Raw genomic sequence first — 24,720 nt, 5'->3', positions numbered from 1 at the left:
GAACGGCAGACGTTAGTGCAGCGGGTACCGCGTACGGCGGCTGCCACGCGGTCAGAGGGTGACGCGGATTCCGACGGTTCCCCCGAGGCCGCGGCGCAGTCTGCTGCCCAGCAGGGTGAGGCGGCCGAGCAGCCCGTACTTGCGTGCGATCAGGCCCCGGTAGCGGGCGGTGGTGGCCGCGTCGCAGATCTCCGCCCGCGCCTCCACCTGGTCCCCGGTCGGGTGCCCGCGCAGGTCGCAGGGGCCGACGAGGACCTCGGCGCGGTTGCGGATCCGCTTGACCTTCCAGGAGTCGGCGGCCGTCCATACGCCGAGCGCGTCGCCGTCGCGCACCACCCAGACGGGTGTGGCGACCGGGGTGCCGTTCCCTCGGTAGCTGGTGACAAGCAGGTACTTCCCCGCTCCGAGCCGCTCCGCCAGGGTGTCGTCCATGCGCCGCAGTCTAAAACCCCTCGTTCGGGCGGGCGTGGCGGTGGGAGACTCGGGCTGTGTTCCGGGACGACGAGGACGGGGGCGGGCGGATGGCGCGGGGCGGGGTACGGGAGATCGCCTGCGACGAGTCGGGGTCGGACGGCGAGAACCTGACCGACGGCAACACCGACGTCTTCGCGCACGCCAGTGTGCTGCTCCCGGTGGAGTCCGCCGCCGGGTGCGTGCAGGAGATACGGCACCGGATCCGTTCGCCCGCGGAGGAGTACAAGGCCAACCACCTGCTGCGGGAGAAGCACCGCGCGGTGCTGGAGTGGGTGCTCTCCCCCGCGGGACCGCTCCACGGACACGCCCGCGTCGACCTCACCGAGAAGGCGTTCTTCGTGGTGGACCGGGCACTGGACCTGCTGCTCGGGGACACGGCCGGGGCGAACGCCCTGTACGGGGCGGGGCGGGAGGCCCTCGGCGAGGACGGCTGGCGGCGGTTCCTGCGGGCGGCCAACCGGCTGCTGCGGGCCAGGAGCGACGCGGATCCCGCGGACCCGGTGGACGGCTTCTACGCCGCCGTCGAGGGGCTGCGGCGGGCGGCGGCGTGGGAGGCTTCCGAACCGGCCGCGGTGGTCCTGGAGCGGCTGGCGGGCAGCCGTGAGCGCGCCGAGGCCTACCGGGCCCGGGTCGCCGCGGGACCGCCCCTGATCCCCGCGGTCAACCCGCTGCTGCCCGCGATCGTAAGGACGGCCGCGCTGTGGAGCGCGCCGGGCATGGCCGTGCGGCTCGTGCACGACCGGCAGAACATGCTCACCCCCGACCGTATCGACTGGCTCCTGCGGACGGCCCGGCAGCAGGGGGTGGCCCTGGACGGCGTGGAACTCGTCCACTCACGGCTCGATCCTCGGGTGCAGCTCGCCGACTTCCTCGCCGGCGTCGCCCGCAAGATCGCCTCCGACGAGCTGAACGGGTACGGCGACCCGGTGCTCACCGCGCTGCTGCGCCCCTACGTCGGTGCGGCCTCCGTCTGGGGGGACGCCCCGAGCTGGGTCCCCCTCGGCCCGCTCCCGGACGGCCCCGGCCGGGAAGCGAGGGCCGGCTCGTGGGCGCGGCTGCCCTGTTGAGCGGGCCCGCCCGAGGAAGATCACCCGGGCGCTGAACACGGCCGCGCCGCGCCGCGTATGAAGGAAGGGCGCTCAACGACCGTAGCGCTCCGCGGTGTTGAGGCCGCGCGTTCGGGTTCGGGAGCCATGCATGGGGCACGCACGACGACGGGTCGTCCGGCGGGTGACACGGCTGACGGCCGTCGCGGGACTCCTCCTGGGAGGAGCGATGGTCGCGCAGGCGGCGATGGCGAGCGAGCCTCCCGCCGCGGCGCGTGGCACCACGGGGCCGGCCGACACGCCCGGCACGTCCGGCGCCGCCCTGGTGGGCCGGCTGGGCGCCTCCCGCACGGCGGGAAGCTGGATCGGCCCCGACGGGCGTCCGGTGGTCGCCGTGACCGACGAGCGGGCGGCGGCGGAGGTACGGCGGGCGGGCGCCGAGGCGAAGATGGTCCGGCACAGCATGAACGAGCTGGAGGCGGCCACCGCGACGCTGCGCGCGGCGCCCCGGGTGACGGGTACGGCCTGGGTGATGGACTACCGCGCCAACCAGGTGACGGTCGAGGGCGACAGCACGGTCTCCGCAGCCGACTGGGCCCGGATGACCGAGGTCACGAGCAGGATCGGCGGCTTTGTGCGCATGGAGCGCACCAAAGGCACCTTCACCACCCGTCTCAACGGGGCGCAGCCCATCCTGTCGACCGGCGGGCGCTGCTCGGCGGGTTTCAACGTGACCGACGGGCGGAGTGACTACATCCTCACCGCGGGCCACTGCGGGCCCAACGGTTCCATCTGGTTCGCCGACGGCCAGAGTGATCAGCAGCTCGGCAGGACGGTCGCCGGTTCCTTCCCCGGCGGCGACTTCTCGCTGGTGCGGTACGACTCCGGCAGCGCGGGTCCGGGCGCCGACGTGGTGGCGATCGGCGGCGGCAACGGCGTACGGATCACGGGAGCGGGCGACCCGGCCGTGGGGCAGCGGGTGTTCCGCAGCGGCAGCACGAGCGGGCTGCGCGACGGCGAGGTGACCGGCCTGGGCGCGACCGTGAACTACCCGGAGGGCACCGTCACCGGCCTCATCCGGACCACGGTGTGCGCGGAGCCGGGCGACAGCGGCGGTCCGCTGTTCTCCGAGGGCATCGCCCTGGGGGTGACCTCGGGCGGCAGTGGCGACTGCACGACGGGCGGCACGACGTTCTTCCAGCCGGTCACCAAGGCGCTGTCCGCGCTCGATGTGCGGCTGATCGTGTCCGGGACGCGGCAGGACGGCGGGCCGAGCGCGCAGCCGTCCGCCGCGGCAACCCACAGTGCCATCGCGCCGGGCGCGGCCTCCCCCGGCTCCTCGGCACCGGTGACCGGCATCACGGACGGGACCGCGCTGCTGTCCCGGCTCTCCGACCCGCGGAACGTCGGGCCCGGCCTGCTGGTCATGGGTGGCAGCCTGATCGTCCTGGTGGCCACCCGCTGGATCCGCGCGGAACGGGACCGGAAGGCCTACCAGAGGTACTACTCGGCGACGTGGAGCTGATGAAGGGGGTGGACGGCGGGTGGCCGCCGTCCGGCCGAAAGCGGAGGTCGGAGGACGGAGGTCAGGGCCGGCTCAGGCCGCCTTCGCGGAGTGCGGAGCGGCCGCGGCCCACTCCATCACCAGGCGCTGGTACTCCTCGCGCTGCTCGGTGGTCAGTATCCCGCCCGACCTGAGCCACAGCGCCCGGATCTCCTCGTTGACCTCCGCGGCCGATCGCTCGGAAACGGGTTCAACACTGGTGGACATGCCGTGAAGCATATGCCGCCCGGCGTGAAGGCGCTGTGAATAAGTACGAGCGATGCGGACATATCGGACCGTGTTGCTCATCACGTCAATTCCGCAGGTCAGGTACCGGGCTTGCGGCCGTAGACGAAGACGTCGTCGCCCTTCTTCAGCAGCGACCAGTACTTCTTGGCGTCCTTCGTCGTCATGTTCACGCAGCCGTGCGAGCCCGGCGGGTTCCACATGCTCAGGCCGACGGAGTGGAAGGCCTGGCCGCCGTCGAAGAACTGGCTGTAGGGCATACGCACGTTGTAGAGGGTCGAGAAGTGGTCGACGTCCCGCCAGTAGATCTTCTTCAGGCCGGTGCGGGTCGTGTAGCCCTTGCGTCCGGTGCGCACCGGAACCGGCCCGTAGACGAGCCGACTGCCGTCCTGGATCCAGCTGAGCTGGAGGGTGAGGTCGACGCAGGCGATCCGGCCCTTGTTGACCGGGCACTTGCCGCTCTTGTTCGGCTTCTTGCCCACGGCCTTCTGCTTGTTCATGAGGTCCATCACGCCCCAGGTGACGGGACCCGCGTAGCCGATGTTCGGCGTGATGCCGTGCTTGTTCTGGAAGGCCTGTACGGCCTTGCAGTCGGCGGCCGACTGCCGTCCGTCCACCGGCCGTCCGAGGAACTTCTCCACCTTCTTCTGGTACGGCCCCGCCTGCGTCGTGCAACTCGCCGCCTGCGCGGGTGCGGTACCGAGCGCGAGCGCGAGCGGCGCCACCAGTCCCGTCACGCCCAGTACGACCGTTCCCCGCCTGCCGATGTCCCTCATGACGCCCTGCCCCCTCGGTGCGTTCCGGCACTTCCCGACACCTAGACCCGCGGCGGGGTACAACGGTTGCGGAGCCGGGCGCACCGAGACGAAACGGTGACAACAAGCCGTCAGTTCGGGTCGGAGCAGGGCGTGTTCAGGTGTCGGCCTCCTCCCGCTCCTCCTGGACGGCGGCGCGGAATGCGGTGTTGACCGCGGTGAGGCCGCCGTCGACGGTCAGGGTGGTGCCGGTGATCCAGGCCGCGTCACGCGAGGCGAGGAAGGCCACCGCGGCGGCGATGTCCTCCGGTTCCCCGACCCGGCCCAGCGGGTACAGGTCGCGGACCCGGTCGAGTTCGGCCTCCCGTCCCTCCCAGGCCGAGGTGCGGACCGTGCCCGGCACCACCAGGTTGACGCGGACCCCGCGGGCGGCGGCGTGTCCGGCGAGGGTGCGGGTGAGCGAGGCCAGCCCCGCCTTGGCCGCGCTGTAGCCGTGGTTGCCGAAGTCCTGGACGCCGTTGACCGAGCCGATGCTGACGATCGCTCCCCTGCCGGCCGCCGCCAGGTGGGGCAGGGCGGCGCGGCAGCAGCGGTAGGCGCCAGTCAGGGTGACGTCGAGGTCGCGGGCCCACACCGCTTCCGGGTCGTCCTCGAACAGCGGGGTGTCGGGCGTGCAGTGCGCCGCGCAGTTGACCAGGACGTCGAGGGATCCGAAGGTGCGGACGGCCAGTTCCACCGCCGCCGGGACCGCGTCCCGGTCCGCGACGTCCAACTCGTGTGCCCGCGCACTGAGTCCGCGTTCACGCAGCCCCGCCGCCGTCCGCTCCGCCACGTCCCCGTCGACGTCGGTGACCAGGACCCCGGCCCCCTCCTCGGCCAGCCTGCGCGCGGTGGCCGCGCCGATGCCCCGGCCCGCGCCGGTGATGAGAACCCCGTACCCGTCGAATCGCCCGCTGTCGGTCATGACGCCGAACCTACTGCCCCTCCACCCCCTTACGGGCCGTCAAGGCGCCTTTGGGCGAGGCGTGTTCGGCGGCTCCCGTCAGCGGTAGCCGGTCGGGTCGGCCGGCCGGCCCGCGTCCTGGACCTCGACGAGGTAGCGCCAGGCGTCGGGCCGGCTGCCGTCGAGGTCGGTGAAGCCGTAGACCCGGGCGAGGCCGCCGCTGGACAGGGAACGGCCGTTCCAGCGGGCCACGTCCGGGTCCGCGGCCAGGGCGGCCACGGCGCGGCCCACGAAGCGCGGGGTCTCGGAGATGGCGAAGTGCGGGACGCGGTCCAGGGCGTCACGCCAGTTGTCCTCCCGCACCCCGAAGTGGTCGAGCATCAGCTCCGAGCGCAGCCAGCCGGGGGTGAGGGCCACCGCGGTGGCGCCGCGCGGGCCGAGTTCGTGACCGAGCGCGAAGGCCATGCGCAGGACGGACGCCTTGGCAAGGTCGTAGAAGAAGTTCACGCGGTAGGCGTCCCGGTTGTACTCGGCCGTGCCGTCCGTCATCTCCACGACCAGACCGCCGGGGTGACGGAGCATCAGCGGCAGCGCGTGGTGGCTGGTGATCGCGTGCGTCTCCACCGCGAGCCGGAGCAGCCGCAGTCCCTTGTCGAGATCGTGCTCCCACACCGGGGTGTCCCAGGCGAAGAGGTGCTCCGCGCCCCAGATGTCGTTGACGAGGACGTCGAGCCGGCCCCGCTCACGAGCGATCCGGTCCACGAGCGCGCGGACCTGGTCGGGCTCCAGGTGGTCGGCCGGTACGGCGATGCCGCGGCCGCCGGCCCCGGTGACCAGGTCGGCGGTGTCCTCGATGGTCTCGGGGCGGTCGTACTCCGAGCGGCGGGCCCGGGTGGTGCGTCCGGTGACGTAGACGGTGGCGCCGGCCGCGCCGAGCTCCACCGCGATTCCCCGGCCCGCTCCCCGCGTCGCCCCCGCGACCAGTGCGACCTTGCCTTCCAGTGGGCCCGGCATGTCCGACCTCCCGATGTGTTCCGCGTCGATGCCGTGATCCAGGGTGCCGGGGAAACCGGACATCCTCTGTCGCCTTTCCGCCGCGCGTTCCGCACGCCGGTCCGGGCGCGGGCGAGCCGGAGACGCGGAACGGGCCGTACGAGCGCCTCTCGGTCTCGCACGGCCCGTTCTCCGGGCTCACACTCCGGACTCAGGGGCTCCGGGCCCCTCCTGCCCCGTCAGTGCCCGCGGGCGATCCACTCCTGGAGGTGCGGGGCCTCGGCGCCGATGGTGGTCGGGTCGCCGTGGCCGGTGAGGACCTTCGTCTCGGGCGGCAGCGTCAGCAGGCGGTCGCGGATCGAGTCGATGATCGTCGGGAAGTGGGAGTAGGAACGCCCGGTCGCGCCGGGACCGCCCTGGAACAGCGTGTCGCCGGTGAAGACCGCGCCGAGTCCCGGGTCGTACAGGCAGATCGCGCCGGGTGCGTGGCCGGGCGTGTGCAGGACCTTCAGGTCGGCACCGGCCGCCTCGATGACCTGGCCGTCGACGAGGTGCTCGTCGGGGTCCCGGTTCGGGTGGGTCATCTTCCACAGCGGCAGGTCGTCGGCGTGCAGCCAGATCGTCGCGCCGGTGAGGTCGGCGAGCGCCGGGGCCGCGTCGATGTGGTCGTTGTGGGCGTGGGTGCACACGATGGCGGTGAGCCGGCGGTCGCCGACCGCCGCGGCGATGGCCTCGGCGTCGTGGGCGGCGTCGATGACGACGGCCTCATGGTCGTCGCCGACGATCCACACGTTGTTGTCGACGTCCCAGGTGCCGCCGTCGAGCGTGAACTGCCCGGAGGTGACGAGGCGTTCGATACGGGTGGCCATCAGAGCACCACCACCGAGCGCAGCACGTCGCCGTGGTGCATTCGCTCGAACGCCTTCTCCACCTCGTCCAGTTGGATGGTCTCGGTGACGAACTTGTCCAGCGGCAGGCGCCCTTGCAGGTGCAGGTCGATGAGCATGGGGAAGTCCCGGGAGGGCAGGCAGTCGCCGTACCAGCTCGACTTCAGCGCACCGCCGCGTCCGAAGACGTCGAGCAGCGGCAGTTCCAGCTTCATCTCCGGGGTCGGCACGCCGACCAGGACGACCGTGCCGGCCAGGTCGCGGGCGTAGAACGCCTGCTGGTACGTCTCGGGGCGGCCGACCGCCTCGATGACGACGTCGGCGCCGAAGCCGCCGGTCAGCTCGCGGATGGCCTCGACGGGGTCGTTGTCCTTGGAGTTGACCGTGTGCGTGGCGCCCATGGTGCGGGCGGTCTCCAGCTTGCGGTCGTCGATGTCGACGGCGATGACCTTCGCCGCGCCCGCCAGGTACGCGCCGGCGATCGCCGCGTCGCCGACGCCGCCGCAGCCGATGACGGCGACCGAGTCGCCGCGGCCGACGCCGCCGGTGTTGATCGCCGCGCCGATGCCGGCCATCACGCCGCAGCCCAGCAGTCCGGCCACCGCCGGGGAGACCGCCGGGTCGACCTTGGTGCACTGACCGGCCGCCACCAGGGTCTTCTCGGCGAACGCGCCGATCCCGAGTGCCGGGGAGAGTTCGGTGCCGTCGGTCAGGGTCATGCGCTGGCGCGCGTTGTGGGTGTCGAAGCAGTACCAGGGCCGTCCGCGCAGACAGGCGCGGCACTTGCCGCAGACGGCCCGCCAGTTGAGGATGACGAAGTCGCCGGGCGCGACATCGGTGACGTCGTCGCCGACCGACTCCACGACGCCCGCGGCCTCGTGGCCGAGCAGGAACGGGAACTCGTCGTTGATTCCGCCCTGCTTGTAGTGCAGGTCGGTGTGGCAGACGCCGCAGGCCTGGATCCGTACGACGGCCTCTCCCGGCCCCGGGTCCGGCACCACGATCGTCTCGACCCGCACCGGTTCGTTCTTGCCGGGTGCGATCACGCCGCGCACTTCCTGCGCCATGGTGGTGGTCCCTTCCGTCGAGCGGTGTACGTCCCCCGACCCTACGTCCGACTGATCGGTAAGGGGCACTGAGGGGGGCCTCTGATCTGCGGGGACGGGCGGGTGGGCGGGGCAGGGAGGCCGGGCCCGCGGGGCGGTGGATCAGTGCTGGACGCGCTGAGTGTGGATCATGTCCTCAGGAACACCGTCCGGGCCCGCCCGGACACGGGACCGCGGGCGCGCTCACCCGTCAGGCGCAGCGCCCGGACCGCGTTTGCCGTGCCCGCCGGGGCGGAGGAGCCTCGAACTGTGAGGTCCGCCGCGGCCCGTCCTCCCCCGGGGCCGCGGGCCCTCGTAGGAGGTCATCATGTCCACCTCGGAAAGCCCCGCCTTCGACACGGGTACGCTCCGGCGCGGCATCGAAGGAGACACGGCGGACACGCTGCTGTCGCTCTACACGGACGACGCGGAGATCCGCATCGTGGACCGCAACACCCAGCCCAGCAGTCCCAAGGTCCTGCACGGCCGGGAAGAGATCGGCACGATGCTCGAGAACGTCTACGGCCGCGACATGACGCACCGGCTGGAGCGGTGCGTCGTGCAGGGCGACCATGCCGCGTACGTCGAGTCCTGCCAGTACGCGGACGGCGTCCGTGTCCTCGCGGAGTCCATGGTGTCGCTGCGCGACGGCAGGATCGTCGAACAGATCCTGATCCAGGCATGGGACGAATAGGCAGGAGGGCCGCGCGGTTCCAGGTCAGCTCACGGCTGACCTGGACCTTCTCGGCCCGCGCCGGCCTGGGCCGACCCCGCTCCCGGCTGGCGTCCACCACCCTGATCCGCTCGCTGCTGCGAGCGACACGCGCCCGTCCGGGCCGCAGCCCTGTGCCACCGCGCGGCCTCCGCCCACGGCGAGCCGTACCGGTCAGGATGCGGCGAGGCCGCGACTGGCGGCGCTGAGGGGGCACCACTGGGGAGCGGCGGCGCCCTCTCCGCGTGTCGCCGGACCGCACCGGGACCGATGAGGCGGCGGCCACCGGTAGGTGAAGCGGCGACATGGGGCCAGCCACAACACGGGCGTCGGAAGGCCGCAGGCCGCCAGACCGCAGGCCGCCAGGCCGCCAGACCGCCAGGCCGCAGGCCGGAAGGCCGGAAGGCCGGAGCAGGGGTGAGGCCGGGGACAGGCGCAGGCCGGGGCAGGGTGACGGCGCCGACACCGTTCGGGTCGTTCACGGGTGGGGGGCGGGGGCGCGGCCATACTGGCCGACGTGCGTGTAGCGATCATGACGGCGGGATCCCGGGGCGATGTCGCCCCCTTCACCGGACTGGGGCACGGCCTGGCTCTCGCGGGTCATGAGGTCACCCTGGTCACGCACGGATGCTTCGAACCGCTGGTCGCAGGCGCGGGCCTCGGCTTCCATCCGCTGCCGGTGGACCCGCGGGCGGAGTTGGAGTCCTCGCGCGGCCGGGGCCTGCACCGCAGCGCGACCGGCGCGGGCAAGATGCTGCGGGCCGTGAGCCTGGTGCGGGCGGCCATCGACCGGATGACGGACGACCTGATCGCGGCGGCCGAGAAGAGCGACGTACTGCTGCTCGCCGGCTCGCTCGGGCCGGTCGGGCACGCCATCGCCGAGGCGTTGAAACTGCCCAGTCTGGGCGCCCATCTGCAACCCCTCTCCCCCACAACGGAGTTCGCCCCTCCCCTACTGGGCGGCGGACACTGGGGCGCGGCCGCGAACCGGCTCGCCGGGCACGGGGTGAACCTGGCCGTGGAGCGGGTCTTCTCGGCCGCCGTACCCGCCGTACGGACCCGGCTGGGGCTGCCGCCCGCCCGCGCCGGTACCGGGCGCCGCATCCGCCGGGGGCAGCGCCGGCCCGTCTACCACGGCTTCAGCCCGCTCGTGGTGCCGAGGCCCCACGACTGGCGCGGCACGCTGCACGTGTGCGGGTACTGGTGGCCGTACGACCGTTACACCCAACTCCCCGACGGCCTGTGGGACTTCCTCGACGCGGGCCCACCGCCGGTCTACGTGGGCCTGGGCAGCGCCACCGTGCCCGACCCGGGGCGGCTCAGCGACACCATCGTGCGCGCGCTGCGCCGGGCCGGACTGCGCGGTGTGGTCCAGCGCGGCTGGGCCGGCCTGGAGGCGTCGGGCGACGACATGCTGACCATCGGCGAGGTGCCGCACTCGGCCCTGTTCCCGCGGCTGGCGGGCGTGGTGCACCACGCCGGGGCGGGCACGACCGCGGCCGGGTTGCGGGCCGGCGTTCCCGCGGTGCCGGTGCCGGTCCAGTTCGACGAGGGCTTCTGGGCGGACCGTCTCGTCGGGCTCGGCGTGGCCCCCTGCTCGCTCCCGCTGCGCGCCCTCACCACGGACAGCCTCGCCGGCGCGCTGGTCCGCGCCACCCGGGACGACGGCCACCGGGACCGGGCACGAACCCTGGGCGCCCGGATCCGCGACGAGAACGGCCTGGCCCCCGTACTGGCAGCAGTCGAACACCTGTCCCACTAGGCCCCGCCACGGCGAGGACCACCATCCCGGCGCCGCACTCCGCCGCCGCACTCGCCGCCGCCCAAGCGTGGACATAGAGTGACGTACACCACACGATTGACCACATTTCCCCCACCCACGCCCATTCGGTCACTGGAGGGAACATGACCCATATCTCGGTCACGGTGGACGGCACGCTCTACGAGGACGAGGTGGAGCCGCGTCTTCTGCTGGTCCACTATCTGCGCGACCGTCTCGGGCTGACCGGCACCCCGATCGGCTGCGACACCTCGAACTGCGGGACTTGCACGGTCGAGCTGGACGGCGCGAGCGTCAAGAGCTGCACGGTGCTGGCCGTCCAGGCGGACGGCGGCGAGGTGACCACGGTCCAGGGCCTGGCCAGGGACGGCGAGTGGACGGAGCTGCAGCGCGCGTTCCACGAGCGGCACGCGCTGCAGTGCGGCTACTGCACGCCCGGGATGATCATGGCCGCGCGCGATCTGCTGCGCGAGAACCCCCACCCGGACTCCGCCGAGGTGCGCAAGGCGCTGGAGGGCAACCTCTGCCGGTGCACCGGCTATCAGAACATCGTCCGCGCGGTGCTCGCCGTCGCCGAGGGGGAGACGGCCTCCGGCGAGCGGACCGGTTCCGCCCAGGAGGTGACGGCATGACCGACCAGGCCGTCGAACGCGAGGTCGGCAGGGCCCGGCTCCGCAAGGAGGACGCCCGGCTGATCACCGGGCAGACCAACTGGACCGACAACATCTCCGTCACCGGACTGCTGCACCTGGCCATCCTGCGCAGCCCCATGGCGCACGCCCGCATCGAACGGATCGACGTCTCCCCCGCCCTGGAACGCCCCGGCGTCGTCGCCGCGTTCAGCGGCCGCGAGCTCGCCGGGGCACTGGGTTCGCTGCCCTGCGCCTGGCCGGTCACCGAGGACATGGTGCTGCCCGACCACCCGCCGGTCGCGGTCGACGAGGTGCGCCACGCCGGCGACCCGGTCGCGGTCGTGGTGGCCCGCGACCGGTACGCGGCGGCCGACGCGCTGGAGGCGATCGAGGTCGACTACGAGCCTCTGCCGCCGGTCCTGGACCTGGAGGAGGCACTCGCCGAGGACGCCCCGCTGGTCCACGCCGACAAGGGCACCAACCGCGCCTACCTGTGGCCGTTCAGGAGCGGCGAGGACTTCGAGGCCGTCAGGCAGCGCGCCGACGTCGTGCTCGAACGCCGTTACCGGCAGCAGCGCCTCATCCCCAACGCCATGGAGCCCCGCGCGGTCGTCGTCACCCCGCTCGCCGCCTCCGGGGAGTTCACGGTGTACTCGGCGACGCAGATCCCCCACATCCTGCGGATCATGCTCTCGGTGGTCACCGGTGTGCCGGAGCACAAACTGCGGGTGGTCGCGCCCGACGTCGGCGGCGGCTTCGGCTCCAAGCTCCAGGTGTACGGCGAGGAGGCCATCGCGGTCGAGGTCGCGCGCCGGCTGGGACGGCCGGTGAAGTGGACCGAGTCCCGCTCCGAGGGCTATCTGGCCACCCACCACGGCCGCGGCATGATCCAGGACGTCGAGATCGCCGCCACCCGCGAGGGCCGGCTGCTCGGACTCAAGGTCGACCTGCTCGCCGACATGGGCGCCTACCTCATGCTGGTCACCCCCGGCATCCCGATCCTGGGCGCCTTCATGTACCCGGCGATCTACAAGATGGACGCCTACGAGTTCAACTGCACCGGCGTGTTCACCACCCGCACCCCGACCGACGCCTATCGCGGCGCCGGGCGCCCGGAGGCCACGTACGCCATCGAGCGGACCATGGACGAACTCGCCGCCGAGGTCGGTCTCGACCCGGTGGAGGTGCGGCGGCGGAACTGGATCCGGCACGAGGAGTTCCCGTACACCTCGGTCGCGGGGCTGACCTACGACAGCGGGAACTACGAGGCGGCGACGGACAAGGCGCTCGCCCTGTTCGGCTACGACGACCTGCGCGCCGAGCAGCGCGAGCGCAACGAGCGCGGGGACGCCGTGCGCCTGGGCATCGGCGTGTCGACGTACACGGAGATGTGCGGGCTGGCGCCCAGCCGGGTGCTGCGGGATCTCAGGTACTCGGCCGGCGGCTGGGAGGCGGCGAGCATCCGTATGCTGCCCACCGGCAAGGTCGAGGTGGTGACCGGCACCAGCCCGCACGGGCAGGGGCACGTGACCTGCTGGAGCCAGATCGCCGCGGACGTGCTGGGTGTGCCGTTCGAGGACGTCGAGGTGCTGCACGGCGACACCCTGGCGGCCCCGCAGGGCATGGACACCTACGGTTCGCGCTCGCTGGTCGTGGGCGGGTCGGCGGTGCACCGCGCCGCGGAGAAGGTGGTGGCCAAGGCGCGGAGGGTCGCCGCGCATCTGCTGGAGGCCAGCGAGGACGACCTGGAGTTCAAGGGCGGCGTGTTCTCGGTGAAGGGCTCGCCGGAGGCGCGCAGGACCATCCAGGAGGTCGCCTTCGCGACGTTCACCTCGCACGACGTGCCCGACGGCATGGAGCCCACCCTCAACTCCGAGTACCTGCTCGACCCGGAGAACTTCTCCTACCCGCACGGCACCCACCTGTGCGCGGTCGAGGTCGACACCGAGACCGGGCAGACCCGTATCCGCTCCTACGTCTGCGTGGACGACGTGGGCCGGGTCATCAACCCGGTGATCGTCGAGGGCCAGGTGCACGGCGGACTGGCCCAGGGCATCGCCCAGGCACTGTACGAGGAGGCCGTGTACGACGCGGAGGGCAACTTGGTCTCCGGCACGATGGCCGACTACCTGGTGCCGTCGGCGGCGGACCTGCCCGACTTCGTGACCGACCGGACGGAGACGCCCGCGGTCTCCAATCCGCTCGGCGCCAAGGGGGTCGGCGAGGCGGGCACCATCGCCTCGACGCCCGCCGTCGTCAACGCGATCGTCGACGCGCTGCGCCCGCTGGGCGTGCACGACGTGCGGATGCCGTGCACCCCCGAACGGGTGTGGGAGGCCGTGCGGTCCGCGCAGGGGCAGTCGGCGCGGAAGGAGGCCTCGGCATGATTCCCCCCGCATTCGACTACGCCCGCCCGACCAGTATCGGCGAGGCCGTGCGCACGCTCGCCGAGGCGGGCGACGAGGCGAAGGTGCTGGCCGGCGGACAGAGCCTGCTGCCGTTGCTGCGGCTGCGGCTGGCCTTCCCCGAGCTCGTCGTCGACATCGGGCGGATCCCCGGACTGCGCGGGGTCCGCGAGGACGGCGGCATGCTCGCCATCGGCGCGCTGACCACGCACCACGACGTCGTGCACGACCCGCTGGTACGACGGCACGCGGGCCTGCTGGCCCAGGCCACCGAGACGGTCGCCGACCCCGCCGTACGGCACCGGGGCACCCTCGGCGGTTCGCTCGCGCACGCCGACCCGGCCGGGGACCTGCCCGCGGTGGCGCTGGCGCTGGACGCCGAACTGGTCGCCGAGGGGCCCGGCGGGCGGCGCACGATCCCGGCGCGCGAGTTCTTCGCCGACTATCTGCAGACGGCGCTGGCCCCCGACGAACTGCTGGTGGAGGTGCGGGTGCCCAAGCGGGAGGGCTGGGGCTACCGGTACGAGAAGTTCCACCGGGTGGCGCAGTCCTGGGCGATGGTCGGCGTGGCCGCGCTGGTGCGGCGCGACGACGGACGCATCGCGGAGACGCGGATCGGGCTGACCAACATGGGCGCGACCCCGTTGCGGGCCGCGGCGGCGGAGGAGGCGCTGGCCGGTGCCGGGGACGCCGACGCGGTGGCGCGGGCGGCCCGGTCGGCGGCGGAGGGCACCCGGCCCTCGCGGGACGCGTCGGCCTCACCCGAGTACCGGGCGCACCTCGCGCGGGTGCTGACCAAGCGGGCGGTCCTGGCCGCCGCCGGGATGGGGTGAGCGCCGATCACTTCCCTGGACAGCCCCGGGCAGGTGCGTTCCTGTCTTGAGCGGACCGGCTACCTCGTCGACGACGGGCTCGCCATCGCCTGCTTCCTGGCACTGCGGCTGCACCGGCCGGTCTTCTGCGAGGGCGACGCGGGCGTCGGCAAGACGGCGCTCGCCTCCGCCCTCGCCGAGATGCTCGACGCGCCGCTGATCCGGCTCCAGTGCCATGAGGGCATCGACGCCTCCCAGGCGCTGTACGACTGGGACTTCCCGCGTCAGCTGCTGCACCTGCGGGCGGCCGAGGCAGCCGGGGTCAGGGACGCGGAGCGGCTGGAGCACGAGCTGTACGACCGGCGGTTCCTGGTCGCCCGGCCGCTGTTGCGGGCTCTGCAGACGCAGCCGTCGGTGCTGCTGGTCGACGAGATCGACCGGGCCGACGACGAGTTCGAGGCTTTTCTGCTGGAGGTGCTGTCGGAGTTCCAGGTGACGATTCCCGAGCTGGGCACGTTGCGGGCGGAGGTGCCGCCGGTGGTCGTGCTGACCTCCAACCGCACCCGCGAGGTGCACGACGCGCTGAAGCGGAGGTGTCTGTACCACTGGTTCGACCATCCCGGTTTCGGCCGCGAACTAGCGATCGTCCGGCGCAGGCTGCCGCAGGTGTCGGCGCGGCTCGCGGAACAGGTGACCGCGCTGGTGCAGGCCCTGCGCGCCGAGGACCTGCTCAAGCCGCCGGGCGTCGCAGAGACCCTGGACTGGGCCCGCGCCCTGGACGCCCTCGGCGCGAACGAGGTCGACGCGGAACTGGCGGTGGCCACCCTGGGCTCGGTTCTGAAGTACCGCGAGGACACGGACCGAGCCCGCGGCCTGGACTTCGCAACGGTCCTCGCGGGCCGGGGAACGTAATCACCATGACCGGCGAACCCCCCATCACGCCGAGCGTCCGACACGACGCGGACGCCGGGACGCTCGCTCCCGGCGGCGGGCCGGCCACGCCCGCCGAGCACAGCAACGCACCGGGCCCCCGGGAACAGCCGTCCGACAGCGGCGCCGCGTGCACCGCCGCCGACGGGCGCGGCGAAGACCGCGGGGTCGGTGGGCCCGGTGGTGATGCCGCTCTGCTGGGGTTTGCGCGGGCGTTGCGGGCCGCCGGGGTCGCGGCGAGTGCCGAGCGGGTGTACGCGTTCCTGCGTGCGGTGGACGCCCTGCGTCCCGGGTTGCGGACGGACGTGTACTGGGCGGGGCGGGTGACGCTGTGCGGGGACCGGGACGATCTGGAGCGCTACGAGCGGGTGTTCGCCGCGTACTTCGGCACCGACGGGACGCCGGCCCGGCCGCCCCGGCCCGCTGCCCCGCCCCGGCCGCGGCTGGTCCTGCGGGAGGCGCCCGCGGGGTCGCGGGCCGGGCCGCCGGGAGAGGAGCAGCAGGGGCCGCCCACCGCCTCGCTCGCCAGCTCCGCCGAGGTGCTGCGCCACCGCGACGTGGCGGAGCTGGACCCCGCCGAACGCGCGCAGGTGCGCCGGCTGCTCGCCGCGTTCGCGCTGCGCGGGCAGCCCCGGCGCACCGCGCGGCGCCGGCCGGCCCGGCGCGGGCCCGTCGACCCGCACCGCACCGTGCGGGAACTGCTCCGGCTGGGCGGCGAGCCCGCGCTGCTGCGGCGGCACGCGCGCGCGGAAAGGCCGCGGCGGGTGGTGCTGCTGGTCGACGTCAGCGGATCCATGGGGCCCTACGCCGACGCCCTGCTGCGTTTCGCGCACGCCGCCGCCCGGGGCCGCCGTACGGAGGTGTTCACCATCGGCACCCGGCTCACCCGGGTCACCCGGGAGCTGTCCCACCGCGACCCGGATCTGGCCATGGCCGCGGTCGCCGAGGCCGTGCCCGACTGGCGCGGGGGCACCCGCCTGGGTGAGCTGCTGCGGGAGTTCCTGGACCGCTGGGGCCAGCGGGGCATGGCGCGCGGCGCCGTCGTGGTACTGCTGTCCGACGGCTGGGAGCGTGGCGACCCGCGCCTGCTCGCCGCCCAGATGCGCCGCCTGCACCGGCTCGCGCACCGGGTGATCTGGTCCAACCCCCGCAAGGCGCGCCCCGGTTACGCGCCACTGGCCGCCGGCATGGCGGCGGCGCTGCCCAGCGTGGACGACTTCGTCGAGGGGCACAGCCTGGCCGCCCTGGAGCGTCTGGCGGCGGTGATGCAGGGCGCCGGCACGGACACGGCCGGCGAGCTGCCGGGGTTGTCGGAGAGGAGCTGAACGTGCGCGAGATTCTTCCGGTACTGGAGCGGTGGTACGCGGCGCGGGTGCCGTTCGGCCTCGCCACCGTCGTCACGGTCAGCCGCAGCGCGCCGCGCGAACCGGGCGCCTCGATGGCCGTGGGCCCGGACGACGAGGTGGTGGGGAGCGTGTCCGGCGGGTGCGTGGAGGGGGCGGTGTTCGAGCTGGCCCAGGAGGTCGTGGCCGACGGCGAGGCACGGCTGGAGACGTTCGGCTACAGCGACGAGGACGCCTTCGCGGTGGGACTCACCTGCGGTGGTGAGATCTCCGTGCTGGTCAGGGCGGTGACCCAGGAGTCGGACCCGGCCTTCGGCGCGGTCGCCGCGTCCGTGGCCGCGGGCGATCCCGTGACCGTGGCGACCGTGGTCGACGGACCGGCCCCGCGCGGGGCGACGCTCGCGGTGTGGCCCGGCACGGTGGCGGGCACGCTGGGCGCCACCGGGCTGGACGCGGCGGTGACCGCCGACGCCCGCGGCGAGCTCGCCCAGGGCGCCACCGGACTGAGGCACTACGGGGCGCGGGGCGAGCGCCGCGAGGACGCCGTCACGGTGTTCCTGCACTCCTTCGCGCCGCCGCCGCGGATGCTGGTGTTCGGCGCGATCGACTACGCGGCCGCGGTGGCCCGTATCGGCGTCTTCCTCGGCTACCGCGTCACGGTGTGCGACGCCCGCCCGGTGTTCGCCACGCCGCAACGCTTCCCCGAGGGCGTGGAGGTGGTCGTGGACTGGCCGCACCGTTATCTGCACGGCACGGAGACCGACGAGCGCACGGTGATCTGCGTCCTGACGCACGACCCGAAGTTCGACGTGCCGCTGCTGGAGGAGGCGCTGCGCAGGCCCGCCGCGTACATCGGCGCGATGGGCAGCCGCCGTACCCATCACGACCGGCTGGAGCGGCTGGTCGAGGCCGGTCTGACGGAGGACGAGCTCGCCCGGCTGCGCTCCCCCGTGGGGCTCGACCTCGGCGCCCGTACCCCGGAGGAGGTGGCCGTGTCCGTCGCGGCCGAGATCGTCGCGCTGCGCTGGGGCGGCACCGGTGCGCCCCTGGCCGTGACCGCCGGAGCCATCCACGCGACCGGCTCCGCCTGACTGCGAGGAGAAGTCATGGAACTGAACCACGAGTTCACCGTGCCCGTGCCGGTCGACGACGCCTGGCGGGCGCTCCTGGACATCGAGCGCGTGGCCCCGTGTCTGCCGGGGGCCACCGTGCAGGAGTACGACGGCACGACCGTGACCGGTTCGGTCAAGGTCAAGCTGGGACCGATCACGGTCAACTACAAGGGGACGGCGGTCTTCGAGGAGCAGGACGAGGCGGCGCACCGCATGGTCCTCGCCGCCAGCGGCCGGGAGACGCGCGGGCAGGGCACGGCGCGTGCCACCGTCACGGGCACGCTTCAAGAGCGTGACGGCGGTACGGCGGTGTCGGTGCGGACCGATCTGACGGTGACCGGCCGCCCGGCGCAGTTCGGGCGCGGGGTGCTGGCGGAGGTGGGCGACCGGCTGGTGGGGCAGTTCGCCGACTGTCTTTCGCGGCGCCTCGCCGAGACGCCGCCCGTGGCGGCCGGAGGCGCCGCCGGGAGCGCGGCGACAGAGGCGCGTGGAGAGCCCGCACCCCGGTACGCGGAGCCGGAGCCCGAGCCGCTCGATCTGCTGCGCACCGCTGGTGTGCCGATCGCCAAGCGCGCCGCCGCGGCGGCCGGCGCGGCCCTGGCGGTGGCGCTGCTGATCGTCGCCGTGCGCCGGCTCCGGCGCCCCTGACCGGGCACGGCCGCTCGGGCCCCTCCCTGGTACGAAGGGTGCCCATGAGCCTCGATCAGTCGCTCGTTGCCCCTGTGACCTGCTGTTCCGGCTTTCGTCCGGGTTTTGCGGATTCGTTGGTGTGAGGCTGCGCGGGAAGGGTACGCGCGCCTTCAACGGATGAGGCATGCATGGCCTCCGCAGCACATGTGCCGCAGCGTCCAGTGGAGAAGGAGGTCCGTGAAAGCGCACACTCGCAGCGACCGGGCCGCCGCCACGCATCGAGCGGCCCGGATCTCGCCGAGAAGTCGGAATCGAGAAAGGGAAGAGTGACCCCGGGGCAGCCCCTGACTTCAGGGGCTGCCCTCCTGCGTGGTCACGCCCTCGTGCACCGCCCGGCAGCCGGACACGTTCACGGGGTCCGGCGCGGCAGCCGGTGCAGGTCCACGTCGGTCAGACGGCCGCCGGTGACGGTGGCGGTCATGTAGGTGCAGTGGGGCTGGCGGCGCCGGTCCGTGGGCGAGCCCGGGTTGAGCAGGCGCAGACCGGAGGGCGCGGTGGTGTCCCAGGGGATGTGGCTGTGCCCGAAGACCAGGACGTCGAGGTCGGGGAAGCGGGCGGAGCAGCGGCCCTCTCGGTCCTGGGCGGGTCCGGTCTCGTGGATGACGCCGAGGCGCAGCCCGTCGAGGTCGGCGCGGGCCACCTCCGGCAGTCGGGCGCGCAGTTCGGGGCCGTCGTTGTTGCCGAAGACGCCGATCAGGCGGCGGCTGCGGCTCTCCAGCAGGTCGAGCGTGGCGGCGTCGACCCAGTCCCCGGCGTGGAGGACGACGTCGGCGTGCGGGAGTTCGGCGAGCAGCCGCGGGGGCAGTTCCTTGGCGCGCTTGGGCAGATGGGTGTCGGACATCAGCAGCAGACGCACGACGTCAGCCTACTGCGAGGCCGCGACGGCGACCGCGCGAACAGATCTTCAGTCGAGACTGTCCAGTTCAGACTGGACAGTTCCGCCCGGACGGTTCTACGGTGCCGTCATGGATCACAAGGCCGGTGAGGTACCGCCGGGCATCTCCGCCTCCTCCGCGCAGGCCGCCCGCGATCTGCGGGTGGTGTTCAGCCGGCTGCGGCGCCGGATCCGCGAGGTCGCGCGGGACGAGGACCTGACTCCGCCCCAGGTGTCGGCCCTCACCCTGGTCGGCAAGCACGGCGCCGCCACGGCCAGCGCCCTGGCCGCCACCGAGGGGGTCCGGCCGCAGTCCATGGCCGCCACGCTCGCCGCCCTGGAGCGGCACGGGCTGATCCGGCGCAGCCCCGACCCCGAGGACGGGCGGCGTCAGCTCGTCACCCTGACCGAGGCCGGCCGCGAGCGCATCGCGGGCGACCGGCAGAGCCGCGGGGAATGGCTGACCCGGGCGCTGGAGGACCGTTACACCGAGACCGAGCGGGAAACGCTCCTCGAAGCGCTCACCCTGCTGGAACGGCTGACCCGGCCCTGACGAGCAGCACCCACCGGCACCCGCCACGCTCATCCACGAAAGGCCTGACCCCACCATGGCACTCACCGCGCTCGACCCGCGCACCGCACTTGTCGTGATCGACCTCCAGGCCGGCATCGCCGCCGCCCCCACCCAGCCGTACTCCGGCCCCGAGGTCGTCTCGCGTTCGGCCGAACTCGCCGACGCGTTCCGCGCCAGGAACCTGCCCGTCGTCCTGGTCCGGGTCTCCTTCGCCCCCGATCTCGCCGACGTGCCCCCCGGCCGCACCGAGGCGACGCGTCCCGGCGGCGGCGCCCGGCCCGAGGGCTGGGACACGATCGTCCCCGAGCTGGCGGGGCACGCCCGCGACATCACCGTCACCAAGCACAACTGGGGCGCCTTCCACGGCACCGACCTCGATGTGCAGCTGCGCCGCCGCGGGGTGACGCAGATCGTGCTGACCGGCATCGCCACCAGCATCGGCGTGGAGTCCACCGCCCGCGCCGCCCACGAGCACGGCTACCACGTCACCCTGGCCACCGACGCCATGAGCGACATGGACGCCGAGGCCCACCGGGGCAGCGTGGAGCGGATCTTCCCGCGCCTGGGCGAGACCGGCACCACCGCCGAGATCCTCGAACTGCTGGCCAAGACGCACGGCTGACCCGGCGGGCGCGCCCCGCGCCGCCCACCCGGCCCTTCACCTGTCTCCCCGCGCCGGGAGGCCCGGCATCAGCCCCGCCGCCCGCCGGACCCGCGGTTCAGTCCTCGCCCCGGACTATGTTCGACTCGTTGCCCGTGCGGTCCTGCGGAGGTCCGTCGCCGCGGTCCTCGAGCGCGGGGAGGCAGGTGCGCACGCCCTCCTCCCGCCGGCGGCGGGCCTGCGCCCAGCCCGTCTCGGGGGGCCTTGCAACGTGTTTCTCACTGGTGTGCGCGATCACGACGCCTCATCCACCTTCTGCGTCACATGCTGTGCTGTGGAGCGGTGCTTCCTCAGGAACGCCCCGGGTCACCTGCCACCGGAGCCCCCGCTGCCGAACGAGCCGCTGGATCCCTCGTCCCAGCGCGGACGGCTCTGGTCCGCACTGCGCCTGCTGCCCGACGACCCGAGTTCGTGCGGGGTGAGGCGCCGGCCGGTCTCCTCGGCCCGGGGTACCTCGACGGGCTCGCGCCGATGACGTTCCTCGTGGACCGCCCCGGAGTCCGGCAGCGTCGGATGCTCGCCGCCCCGGGGCGTCCTCGGCCCGTCCTGCTTGACCCTGATGCCGAGCCGGACGGCCCACACCAGGACTGCCGCGACGACCAGACCGCCGACGACGATGACGGCGATACCGGCGGCCGAGCCGGCACCGGCTGCTTCGTACCAGGTGGTGTCCATGCTCGCCGGGTACCCGGCCCCGCCCGGCCGATGCCTGCCGGACCGGCGAGGGCGTGGCGCGGGCCCGGTCGCGGGGCAGGGCGGTAGCCTCGCCGCCGATGACCGACATGTCCGAAACACCCATGTCCACCGCCGAGCGGCCCGCCGACGCCTCCCGCCCGTTCGGCCGGAAGCTGCTGGAGTGGGCCTCGACGACCGATCACAAGGTGATCGGCAGGCTCTACATGGTCACGGCGTTCGGCTTCTTCCTGCTGGCCGGTCTGCTGGCGATGGCGATGCGGGCCGAACTCGCGCAGCCGGGCCTGCAGTTCATGAACGAGCAGACCTACAACCAGCTCTTCACGATCCACGGCACGATCATGATGCTGCTGTTCGCCACGCCCATGTTCGCGGGCTTCACGAACGCGGTGATGCCGTTGCAGATCGGCGCCCCGGACGTGGCCTTCCCCCGTCTGAACGCCCTGTCGTACTGGATGTACCTATTCGGCGGGCTCATGGTCGTGTCGGGGTTCCTCGTGCCCGGCGGTTCGGCGGCCTTCGGCTGGTTCGCCTACGCGCCGCTCAACAGCGCCTACTACTCCCCCGGCGCGGGCGGTGACCTGTGGGTGATGGGGCTGGTGGTGACGGGTGTGTCGACGACGCTCGGCGCGGTCAACTTCATCGCCACGATCACCACGCTGCGGGCGCCGGGGATGACGATGTTCCGGATGCCGATCTTCACCTGGAACGTGCTGTTCACCTCGATCCTGGTGCTGCCCGCCTTCCCGGTGCTGACCGCCGCGCTGCTCGCCCTGGAGGCGGACCGGAAGTTCGGGGCGCACGTCTTCGACGCGGCCAACGGCGGGGCGCTGCTGTGGCAGCACCTGTTCTGGTTCTTCGGCCACCCGGAGGTCTACATCGTCGCGCTGCCGTTCTTCGGGATCGTCAGCGAGATCGTCCCGGTCTTCTCCCGCAAGCCGCAGTTCGGGTACCTGCCGATGATCGGGGCCACCATCGCGATCACCATGCTGTCGGCGGTGGTGTGGGCGCACCACATGTTCGCCACGGGCGCGGTGCTGCTGCCGTTCTTCTCGATCATGTCGTTCCTGATCGCGGTGCCCACCGGGATCAAGTTCTTCGCCTGGATCGGGACGATGCGGGGCGGCTCGCTGTCGTTCGAGACGCCGATGCTGTGGTCGTTCGGATTCATGGTGTCGTTCCTGCTGGGCGGGCTCAGCGGCGTGTTGATCGCCTCGCCGCCGCTGGACTTCCACGTGACCGACTCGTACTTCATCGTGGCGCACCTTCACTACGTGCTGTTCGGCACCGTGGTGTTCGCGATGTTCGGCGGCTTCTACTTCTGGTGGCCCAAGCTCACCGGGCGGATGCTGGACGAGCGGCTCGGCAAGATCCATTTCTGGCTGCTGTTCCCCGGCTTCCAGCTCACCTTCCTGGTGCAGCACTGGCTCGGCGCGGAGGGGATGCCCCGCCGGTACGCCGACTACCTGCCCGCCGACGGCTTCACCCTCCTGAACACACTTTCCTCGGCGGGGGCGTTCCTGCTCGGCGCGTCCACCCTGCCGTTCCTCTACAACGTCTGGCACACCGCGCGCCATGGACGGAAGGTCACCGTGGACGACCCCTGGGGGTACGGGCGCGCCCTTGAGTGGGCGACCTCCTGCCCGCCGCCGCGGCACAACTTCGACGCGCTGCCCCGGATCCGCTCGGAGGCCCCCGCCTTCGACCTGCACCACCCCGACATCGTGCGGCAGGCGGAACTGGAGGGACGCCGATGAAGGTGGAAGCCCTGCTCTTCGGCGGCGTCGCGCTGTTCTTCGGCGGCAGCGCCGCCCTGTACGGCGTCTGGTCGGGCGAGCCGGCCGGCACGGCGGCGCTGGTCGTCGCCTGCGGAATGGCGGCGCTGGTCTCCTTCTTCTGCCTGATCCAGTACCGGCGCAGGGGGACGCGGCCGCAGGACCGCCGTGAGGCCGAGGTCGCCGACGCCGCAGGGCCGCTGGAGTTCTTCCCGCCCGAGAGCACCTGGCCGATCATCACCGCGCTGGGCTTCTCGGTCAGCGCGCTGGGCGTGGTCTACGGGGTGTGGCTGTTCCTCATCGGTCTCGGGGTGCTGGCGCGGGGGGTGGCGGGGATGGCATTCCAGTACGTGCACCGGGGCGAGTGACGACCGGCGCCGGCGCTCCGGGGCGGCGTGACTCGACGGGGCGGTGGGCGCTCTCGTAGCCGCCGGTGACGGACTGGCGGACCTGGCCGGTCTCCTCGCCCTCGGCGAGGACCTCCTGCTCCTTGGCCAGCAGGGCGCGGCACAGGGCCCGGGTGCCCAGGAAGGCGACGACGGGGGCCAGCACGAACGCGATCCGCAGCACCCAGGTGATCGTGTTCACGGAGACCCGGAAGGTGGCCGCGATGACGTCGTTGCCGCCCTCCAGCAGCAGCACTCCGTAGAGGACGATCCCGGCGACGCCGAGGCCGGTGCGCACGGGGCGCTCCCGCGGCCGGTCGCACAGGTGCTGCTCCTGGTGCCACTCCCCCGTCAGCCACTGCTCGGCGAACGGGTACGCGTACAGCACGGCGAACAGCAGCGCCGGCAGGACGACCGCCGGCAGGAAGGCGTTCCACATGAGGGTGTGCCCGGCCACGTTCGTCTCCCAGGCGGGCATCAGCCGCAGCGAGCCCTCCAGGAACCCGACGTACCAGTCCGGCTGGGAGCCCGTGGACGCCAGGTCCGGCCGATAGGGGCCGTACGTCCACACCGGGTTGATCTGGGCGATCCCGGCGAGCAGCACCAGCACGCCGAAGACGGTGAACTGAAGGCCCAGCGAGGAGGCGGTGAACTCGGGGAAGAGCGGTTTGCCGCGCACGTTGCGATCGGCGCGGCCCGGGCCGCGCCACTGGGTGTGCTTCAGATAGAAGACGAGGATCAGGTGCACGACGACCAGCGCGACCAGGGCGCCCGGCAGCAGCAGGATGTGCAGGCTGTACAGGCGGCCGATGACCTCGTGCCCGGGGTACTCGCCGCCGAACACGAAGAAGCTGACGTAGGTGCCGATCACCGGCAGGGACAGCATGATCGCCTGGGCGATGCGCAGCCCGGTGCCGGAGAGCAGGTCGTCGGGCAGGGAGTAGCCCGCGAAGCCCTCGGCGATGGCGAGGGCGAACAGGGTCACCCCGATGACCCAGTTGATCTCCCTGGGTCTGCGGAAGGCGCCCGTGAAGAAGATCCGCAGCAGATGCGCGCCGATCGCGGCGACGAAGACGAGCGCCGCCCAGTGGTGGGCCTGGCGCAGCAGCAGCCCGCCACGGATGTCGAAGCTGATGCGCAGCGTGGAGTCGAACGCCTCCGACATCCGCACCCCGCGCAGCGGCGTGTAGGACCCGGCGTAGACGACCTCGCGCATCCCCGGGTGGAAGAACAGCGTCAGCCACACACCGGTCAGGACCAGCACGAGCAGGCTGTACAGGGCGAGTTCGCCGAGCAGGAACGACCAGTGCTCGGGGAACGCCTTGCGCATCAGCCCGCCGCCCTCGGACAGCGGAAGCCGGGCGTCGAG

25 protein-coding genes are annotated in these 24,720 nt (G+C 72.9%); 15 read left to right on the top strand and 10 right to left on the bottom strand.

Annotation, left to right across the window (positions count from 1 at the left end):
* Positions 1-51: 51 nt before the first annotated feature.
* Complete coding sequence (locus ACIP4X_RS17495; protein WP_358729718.1) at positions 52-432, bottom strand: PPOX class F420-dependent oxidoreductase; 381 nt, start codon at positions 430-432, stop codon at positions 52-54.
* Between the two features lie 89 nt (positions 433-521).
* Here ACIP4X_RS17495 and ACIP4X_RS17490 point away from each other — a divergent pair, with 89 nt between their 5' ends.
* Entirely contained in the window at positions 522-1,541 is a 1,020-nt protein-coding gene (locus ACIP4X_RS17490; RefSeq protein ID WP_358729923.1) for a DUF3800 domain-containing protein, read from the top strand.
* A 130-nt stretch (positions 1,542-1,671) separates the two neighbouring features.
* Positions 1,672-3,045, top strand: coding sequence for a S1 family peptidase (locus tag ACIP4X_RS17485; RefSeq protein ID WP_358729719.1), 1,374 nt, complete (start codon positions 1,672-1,674; stop codon positions 3,043-3,045).
* A 72-nt stretch (positions 3,046-3,117) separates the two neighbouring features.
* Here the strand turns inward: ACIP4X_RS17485 and ACIP4X_RS17480 are convergent, their stop codons facing one another.
* The 6 genes from ACIP4X_RS17480 to ACIP4X_RS17455 form a co-directional block, all read right to left on the bottom strand.
* Positions 3,118-3,303, bottom strand: a complete 186-nt coding sequence (locus ACIP4X_RS17480; protein WP_401349013.1) for a hypothetical protein — start codon at positions 3,301-3,303, stop codon at positions 3,118-3,120.
* Positions 3,304-3,389: 86 nt separating this feature from the next.
* The gene (locus ACIP4X_RS17475) at positions 3,390-4,085 is read right to left on the bottom strand and encodes a L,D-transpeptidase family protein (RefSeq protein ID WP_358729720.1); all 696 of its coding nucleotides are present in this window, start codon (positions 4,083-4,085) and stop codon (positions 3,390-3,392) included.
* 136 nt (positions 4,086-4,221) lie between these two features.
* Positions 4,222-5,028, bottom strand: coding sequence for an SDR family NAD(P)-dependent oxidoreductase (locus ACIP4X_RS17470; protein ID WP_358729721.1), 807 nt, complete (start codon positions 5,026-5,028; stop codon positions 4,222-4,224).
* A gap of 78 nt (positions 5,029-5,106) precedes the next feature.
* Entirely contained in the window at positions 5,107-6,021 is a 915-nt protein-coding gene (locus tag ACIP4X_RS17465; protein WP_358729924.1) for an SDR family oxidoreductase, read from the bottom strand.
* Between the two features lie 218 nt (positions 6,022-6,239).
* A complete protein-coding gene (locus tag ACIP4X_RS17460; RefSeq protein ID WP_358729722.1) occupies positions 6,240-6,869 on the bottom strand; it encodes an MBL fold metallo-hydrolase in 630 nt (209 codons plus the stop codon).
* The gene (locus ACIP4X_RS17455) at positions 6,869-7,954 is read right to left on the bottom strand and encodes an S-(hydroxymethyl)mycothiol dehydrogenase (protein WP_358729723.1); all 1,086 of its coding nucleotides are present in this window, start codon (positions 7,952-7,954) and stop codon (positions 6,869-6,871) included. Before ACIP4X_RS17455 ends, ACIP4X_RS17460 begins: the two co-directional genes overlap by 1 nt.
* A 346-nt stretch (positions 7,955-8,300) precedes the next feature.
* On the opposite strand from ACIP4X_RS17455, the gene ACIP4X_RS17450 reads away from it, so the two are divergent.
* The 9 genes from ACIP4X_RS17450 (at position 8,301) to ACIP4X_RS17410 (ending at position 18,346) form a co-directional block, all read left to right on the top strand.
* The gene (locus tag ACIP4X_RS17450; protein ID WP_358729724.1) at positions 8,301-8,666 is read left to right on the top strand and encodes a nuclear transport factor 2 family protein; all 366 of its coding nucleotides are present in this window, start codon (positions 8,301-8,303) and stop codon (positions 8,664-8,666) included.
* 550 nt (positions 8,667-9,216) lie between these two features.
* Positions 9,217-10,446: a glycosyltransferase gene (locus ACIP4X_RS17445; RefSeq protein WP_358729925.1), complete on the top strand. Its 1,230-nt coding sequence runs from the start codon at positions 9,217-9,219 to the stop codon at positions 10,444-10,446.
* Between the two features lie 143 nt (positions 10,447-10,589).
* Positions 10,590-11,096: a (2Fe-2S)-binding protein gene (locus tag ACIP4X_RS17440; protein WP_358729725.1), complete on the top strand. Its 507-nt coding sequence runs from the start codon at positions 10,590-10,592 to the stop codon at positions 11,094-11,096.
* The gene (locus ACIP4X_RS17435; RefSeq protein ID WP_391454509.1) at positions 11,093-13,483 is read left to right on the top strand and encodes a molybdopterin cofactor-binding domain-containing protein; all 2,391 of its coding nucleotides are present in this window, start codon (positions 11,093-11,095) and stop codon (positions 13,481-13,483) included. Before ACIP4X_RS17440 ends, ACIP4X_RS17435 begins: the two co-directional genes overlap by 4 nt.
* Positions 13,480-14,334, top strand: coding sequence for a xanthine dehydrogenase family protein subunit M (locus ACIP4X_RS17430; protein ID WP_358729727.1), 855 nt, complete (start codon positions 13,480-13,482; stop codon positions 14,332-14,334). Before ACIP4X_RS17435 ends, ACIP4X_RS17430 begins: the two co-directional genes overlap by 4 nt.
* Positions 14,335-14,340: 6 nt before the next feature.
* Positions 14,341-15,225, top strand: coding sequence for an AAA family ATPase (locus ACIP4X_RS17425; protein ID WP_401349321.1), 885 nt, complete (start codon positions 14,341-14,343; stop codon positions 15,223-15,225).
* 5 nt (positions 15,226-15,230) lie between these two features.
* Positions 15,231-16,568, top strand: a complete 1,338-nt coding sequence (locus ACIP4X_RS17420; protein WP_358729728.1) for a VWA domain-containing protein — start codon at positions 15,231-15,233, stop codon at positions 16,566-16,568.
* Between the two features lie 2 nt (positions 16,569-16,570).
* Positions 16,571-17,677 (top strand): XdhC/CoxI family protein, encoded by a 1,107-nt coding sequence (locus ACIP4X_RS17415; RefSeq protein WP_358729729.1) that lies wholly within the window; start codon positions 16,571-16,573, stop codon positions 17,675-17,677.
* 15 nt (positions 17,678-17,692) lie between these two features.
* Positions 17,693-18,346: an SRPBCC family protein gene (locus ACIP4X_RS17410; RefSeq protein WP_358729730.1), complete on the top strand. Its 654-nt coding sequence runs from the start codon at positions 17,693-17,695 to the stop codon at positions 18,344-18,346.
* Between the two features lie 391 nt (positions 18,347-18,737).
* Here the strand turns inward: ACIP4X_RS17410 and ACIP4X_RS17405 are convergent, their stop codons facing one another.
* Positions 18,738-19,244, bottom strand: coding sequence for a YfcE family phosphodiesterase (locus ACIP4X_RS17405; protein ID WP_391454514.1), 507 nt, complete (start codon positions 19,242-19,244; stop codon positions 18,738-18,740).
* Positions 19,245-19,353: 109 nt separating this feature from the next.
* On the opposite strand from ACIP4X_RS17405, the gene ACIP4X_RS17400 reads away from it, so the two are divergent.
* Both ACIP4X_RS17400 and ACIP4X_RS17395 read left to right on the top strand, forming a co-directional pair.
* A complete protein-coding gene (locus ACIP4X_RS17400; protein ID WP_358729732.1) occupies positions 19,354-19,815 on the top strand; it encodes a MarR family transcriptional regulator in 462 nt (153 codons plus the stop codon).
* Between the two features lie 55 nt (positions 19,816-19,870).
* The gene (locus ACIP4X_RS17395) at positions 19,871-20,458 is read left to right on the top strand and encodes a hydrolase (RefSeq protein ID WP_401349004.1); all 588 of its coding nucleotides are present in this window, start codon (positions 19,871-19,873) and stop codon (positions 20,456-20,458) included.
* Positions 20,459-20,803: 345 nt separating this feature from the next.
* Here ACIP4X_RS17395 and ACIP4X_RS17390 read toward each other — a convergent pair whose 3' ends face one another.
* Positions 20,804-21,172, bottom strand: a complete 369-nt coding sequence (locus ACIP4X_RS17390; RefSeq protein WP_391454517.1) for a DUF6479 family protein — start codon at positions 21,170-21,172, stop codon at positions 20,804-20,806.
* 122 nt (positions 21,173-21,294) lie between these two features.
* On the opposite strand from ACIP4X_RS17390, the gene ctaD reads away from it, so the two are divergent.
* Both ctaD and ACIP4X_RS17380 read left to right on the top strand, forming a co-directional pair.
* On the top strand, positions 21,295-22,947 hold the full coding sequence (gene ctaD, locus ACIP4X_RS17385; protein ID WP_358729927.1) for a cytochrome c oxidase subunit I: 1,653 nt from the start codon (positions 21,295-21,297) through the stop codon (positions 22,945-22,947).
* Entirely contained in the window at positions 22,944-23,333 is a 390-nt protein-coding gene (locus ACIP4X_RS17380) for a cytochrome c oxidase subunit 4 (RefSeq protein WP_358729735.1), read from the top strand. The genes ctaD and ACIP4X_RS17380 overlap by 4 nt, the downstream gene beginning before the upstream one ends.
* Here the strand turns inward: ACIP4X_RS17380 and ACIP4X_RS17375 are convergent.
* Positions 23,263-24,681, bottom strand: coding sequence for a cytochrome b N-terminal domain-containing protein (locus ACIP4X_RS17375; protein WP_391454732.1), 1,419 nt, complete (start codon positions 24,679-24,681; stop codon positions 23,263-23,265). The two genes, ACIP4X_RS17380 and ACIP4X_RS17375, sit on opposite strands and share 71 nt — an antisense overlap.
* Positions 24,682-24,720 lie beyond the last annotated feature (39 nt).

The organism is Streptomyces sp. NPDC088817, assembly GCF_044750345.1.
Classification (GTDB): domain Bacteria; phylum Actinomycetota; class Actinomycetes; order Streptomycetales; family Streptomycetaceae; genus Streptomyces.
Note: the sequence above shows the minus strand (reverse complement) of the source record. Positions and strands in the feature narration are given on the sequence as shown.